At 73.2% G+C, this 4,762-nt stretch carries 3 protein-coding genes; 1 reads left to right on the plus strand and 2 read right to left on the minus strand.

What is annotated here, in order from left to right:
• Positions 1–98: 98 nt before the first annotated feature.
• Together D471_RS0105445 and D471_RS41615 are read right to left on the minus strand one after the other, a co-directional pair.
• Positions 99–2,702 (minus strand): DUF4132 domain-containing protein, encoded by a 2,604-nt coding sequence (locus tag D471_RS0105445; RefSeq protein WP_152486227.1) that lies wholly within the window; start codon positions 2,700–2,702, stop codon positions 99–101.
• A 1-nt stretch (position 2,703) separates the two neighbouring features.
• Entirely contained in the window at positions 2,704–3,705 is a 1,002-nt protein-coding gene (locus tag D471_RS41615; RefSeq protein WP_241479572.1) for an RNA-guided endonuclease InsQ/TnpB family protein, read from the minus strand.
• Between the two features lie 300 nt (positions 3,706–4,005).
• On the opposite strand from D471_RS41615, the gene D471_RS0105455 reads away from it, so the two are divergent.
• Positions 4,006–4,762 (plus strand): aminoglycoside phosphotransferase family protein (locus D471_RS0105455; RefSeq protein ID WP_017597694.1); only part of this gene is annotated, 757 nt, incomplete at its 3' end.

Raw genomic sequence — 4,762 nt, forward strand, 5'->3', positions numbered from 1 at the left:
TGCGGCGGCGCCGTGGCCGGGTCACGGGCGGCTCCGACCGCCCCGCCGGGGCGGCCCTCCCCGACCTCAGGGGTGCGGCCGCGCCGCCCCCGCGTTCCTCACCTCCCGGGCCGGTCGTCGACGCCCCTACGGATCTGCGCCGCGATGCCGGGGTCGGTGATCGCGGCGTCGTCGGTCAGCAGGAACGCCTTGGACAGAATGACCGACAGGCGGCCGCCCGCGTCCTCGAAGGGCAGGAAGAGCCCCGCGGGGGCCTTGCCCGAGGGGACCACGCACAGGTACGCGTCGTCGGGTTCCATCAGGATGTTCGCGCTGCCCAGGTGGATGCGGTAGGTCCGCAGGTCGCCGCGCACCCGGAGGAAGCGGTCGCCGAGCTCCCACCGGTCGGCTCCGCGCAGTTTGGGAAGGAGTCCGGCCAGGGCCGCACGGCGCACCTCGGCGTTCTCGGTGAGCGCGCCGAAGGCGGTGCGCCGCCAGTAGGGCCGGTGGGCCGCCTCGTCCCATTCGGGGTCGGCGGCGATCGAGGTCACCCCCACCGCCAGGTCCAGGTCGCGCATCGCCTCCGAGAGCACCGGTACGGGCACCTCGGCCAGCGCGACCGGCAACGGTGCGCCCACACGGTTGAAGCGGACCCGCCCGGTGCCGCACGTGCGTACACCGACGGGCTCGTCCGGGGCGATCAGCCGCAGGTCCCAGGTGGCGCGCCACGCGGTCCCGGTCTCGCGGTCGGTGTAGGTGCGCTGGGCGGTGCCCTCGTCGCAGCCGTCCCACTCCGACAGAGCGTCCTGTGACCATCCTCGGGTGGTGAGCAGTGCCCTGGCCTGCGCGTACTTGAGGATGTGCGCGGCGAACCGCAGGGAGTGGTCCCCGGTGGCCTCCTCCGCCGGGGTGAGCAGGTAGATCTCCCGGTAGGCCTGTTTGACGGGTTGGGCGATCTCCCGGTCGGTGAGGTGGTCGCGCCAGCGACGGACGGTCTCCGGTCGGTGCCGGACGGGGTGCCACAACCGCACCCGCGCGGTGTCGGGCAGGTCGCGGGTGTGGGCGACGGTGCGGCTGTCGTGGTCGGCCAGGCGCCAGTGGTCGCCGTCGGGCTCGGGCAGCCCCGCCCGCCACGTCCGTCCGTCGCCGGTGTCGACCTCCCAGATCAGGCGCCGGGCCAGGGTCCCGGTGACCGGGTGCTCCAGGTGGTGGCGGACCCAGGGGCCGACCTTCCAGATCCGCCCCTGGGCCAGGAACGTCTCCGCCCCGGCCCGTTCGGTGGACACGGTCGCCCGCAGCTCCTTGAGTTCGGCCCGCAGTTCCTTGATCCGGTCGGGGTGGGACTCCCGCAGGGGTTTGGGCGGGGAGGCGGCCGGTCTGCCCTTGGCGGAGACGAAACCGAGCGCGGCCGTGCCGTCGTCCGCCAGCGACAGGGTGACGGGGTGCCCGTCCAGGAGCTCGGTACGGGTGCGGTCCCGGCCCAGACCGAAGTCGGGGACGGTCCGCTCCAGCAGCTCCTCGTTGGTCACGCCCTCGCGGTCGGCGATCTCCGACAGCGCCGTGTCGATCGTCTTGAGCAGGGTCTTCTTCCTGACCTTGCCGCGGATCCGGCCCAGGGCGGCGACGGCCCGGTCGTCGCCGCGCTCGGCGATGATCCGCACGGCCGCCGAGGCCATCCGCTCCGAGCGCAGCTGCTTGGAGGTGCCCGGCCCGGTGCCCGTGAAGCGGGCCAGGCGCTCCAGCACGGGGATCGCCCAAGGGGTCGACTCCTCCGGCAGGATCTCGGCGCACCACACCATGCCGGTCAGGATGTCGTGGGCGTGCTCCTGGAAGTGGCCGGGCCCGCCCCACCCCTCCGAGTCGGGGATGGTGGGAACGAGGTCCAGCAGGTCACGGATCGCCTCCGGCGCGCGCGGCACGTCGGCCAGTCGTCGCTCCGTCGCACGCCGCCACGCCCGGGTGGGACGCCTGCCCGGCGGGACCAGGCAGTGGACGAACAGGTCGGCCAACCCCTGCCGGGTGAACAGGTCCGGGTGCCGGGTCCGGAGCAGATCGCCGAAGAGGTCGCCCTCGGCGAACAGGTCCGCCATCGATCGGGTGTCGCCCAGGCGCAGGAGGAGCCGCAGGGTGCGCACGTGCCACTCCCACATGTGCGCGATCTGCGCCGACTCCCGGACCATGTCCCCGTGCATGCGGGCGCGTAGCTCACGCAGCCGGTCCAGACACGCCCTCGACACCTCCTCGTCGGCCTCCTCGCAGGCCGCGACCGGTACGGGAGCCTCCACCAGGTCGAGCAGGACGGTGTCCAGCAGCAGGGCCAGGGTGTCGCCCTCCCAGGCCGTACGCCGCAGCAGGTGGTGGGCGGTCCGCTCGTACAGGACGGCCGCCTGGTACAGGTCCATGTCCCTGGCCGCGCGCGACCGGTCGTGGTGGGAGAGCAGCAGGCACCACACGGTCAGGCGACGGCTCAGATCCGAGGTGAGCCGGTCGGTGACCGTGCGGGGGCCGTGGTCCTCGGGCAGGGGTGAGTCGTGGTAGCCGCCGTAGAGGGATGCGGCGGTCTCACGCACCACCGTGTCGAGGTCCCGCACCGCCGTGTCGAGTCCGGGCTCGTGGAGTCGGGCGAGGAACTCCTCGGCCCGTGGGGGAAGCCCGTGGTCACTGATCATCCCGGCCGCCCACGCGCCGGCCCGGGTCGCGGTGTCGTCGTCGACGGCGCCCATGTCAGCCACCCACCAGGGGGACGAGCTTGATGAACACGATCTCCGGATCGGTCGTCAGGTCGACCGTCTCCTCCAGCGTCTGCGCCTGGCGGTCGCCGACGATCACCACGAACCCCTGGCGGGAGAAGGCCTCCAGGGCGCGGTCGGCCTGCTTCTCCCAGTCGATCCGGGGGCGCGCTCCGTGGTCCGGCCGTCCGTTCAGCTCCTGCTCCGCACGGGTCGGCGTGACCAGCCCCCGCCAGGAAGGCGTCGGGTCGGCGTTGTGGCGGGCGACCTCCTCACGTACCCGCAGTCGGATCACCTCTCGCACGGTGATCCGCTCCGGCAGGTCGGGCAGGTCGAAGGTCGCGAGACGTTCGCCCCTGGGGCTCTCGTCCCGGAACGTGGCGTGTGGCATGGGGGTCCTCGAAGTCAGGGGTTCATCATCGGTCTCGACGACGAACGAGGCGAAGTACCTCCCGGCGGCGTCCCTGATGACGGTCACCGACGACGGAGCCGAGGGCAGGTCCCGCGACCACACGACCTTGACCTCACCGACCTTGGGCAGCGACAGCTTCCCGGCGTCGGTGATCCGCCAGCGGGCGTTGGCGGTGAACCGGGCCGACTGGGTGCGGTCGCGACGGTACTTGAAACGGGGCGCGCCGACCCTGGGGCCCTGGCGTTTCCCGGTCTTGGAGCCCTCGTGGGCCTGCCACGCCCGGTCAGCGTCGCGCAGCGCCTGCTGGAGCCGCACCGCCGACACCTCAACGAGCCACTCCCGCTCAGGGGTCGTCTTGGCCCGGGTGATCGGCTCCCTCGACAGGTCGATGCTCTTCGGCACCCGCCGGTAGGGGCCCTCAGCCGTCCGCGCTTTGGGGGATCCGAGCAGCCTGTTGGACGCCTTGACCGGTTTCACCCTGGCCAGGGCGTCGTTGAACACCGTGCGCACACACCCGAACAGGCGGGCCAGCGCCACGCGCTGCGCCTCGTCCGGGTAGAGGCGGTACTGGTACCGAAGCTGCATGCGCACACCCTCGCACCCGCCTACGACACAACCGGGACCGCCCGCCTTGGCCGACGGGCGGAGTGTGCGGATCCGATGCGCCTCCGGAACGCCGGAGCACTCTCGGATAGGACAGGTAGCGGCCGGGGGTGACCGAACCCGATTCCCGGTTCGCCCCGGCCCGGGAGAACCGCGGTGGCACGGCGTAGGCTCGGCGGGAGACCGCGACGACGATCCCGAGGTGTTCGGTATGCCCTAGGCACGTGCTCCGCCGCGCTCCTTCGTCCAGGAAGCCCGTCCACGACGAAGGAGACGATCGACATGAACGAGACCACACCGCCCGTCGCCGTGCCCGCGGCGCTCGTCGAGAGCGTCAGCTGGAACTTCGGGCCGGAGTGGGCGGCCGCCCTGCCGGGGTTGACCGCGTACCAGTGCGACCGGTGGGAACTGCGCCCCGAGGGCCCGGCGATGCACGGCATGGTGGGGCTGGCCCTGCCCGTCCGGCGCGCCGACGGGTCCCCGGCCGTGCTCAAGGTGCAGCCGGTGGACGGGGAGACCGCGGGTGAGCCCGTTGCGCTGCGCGCCTGGGCCGGCGACGGCGCCGTCCGGCTGCTCGACCACGATCCGGACACCGGGGCGATGCTGCTGGAGGCCCTCGACCCCTCGCGGTCGCTGCTGGGGGTGGAGGCGACCGAGGCGCTGACCGTGATCGGGACGCTGCTGTCGCGGTTGAACGCCCACCCCGCCCCGGCGGGTCTGCCCGGTCTGGGGCCGGTGACCCTGGACCTGGCGGAACGCGCGGACCGGCTGGCCGCCGTGGGTGTGGGAGGCGCCCCGGACCGGCTGGCGAACCTGGCGTCGCGGGCACGGGAGATGGCCGCCGAGCCGGGTGACCGGCTCCTGCACTGGGACCTGCACTACGGGAACGTGCTGGCGCCGAGGCCCGGATCGGACCGGGGAGCATGGCTGGCGATCGACCCCAAGCCCCTGGCGGGCGACCCGGGGTTCGAACTGATGCCCGCCCTGCGCGAGCGGTGGGAGGAGGCGGTGGCCACCGGCGACGTCCACCGCGAGGCGC

The sequence above is a fragment of the Nocardiopsis lucentensis DSM 44048 genome (assembly GCF_000341125.1).
GTDB classification, from domain to species: Bacteria; Actinomycetota; Actinomycetes; order Streptosporangiales; family Streptosporangiaceae; genus Nocardiopsis; species Nocardiopsis lucentensis.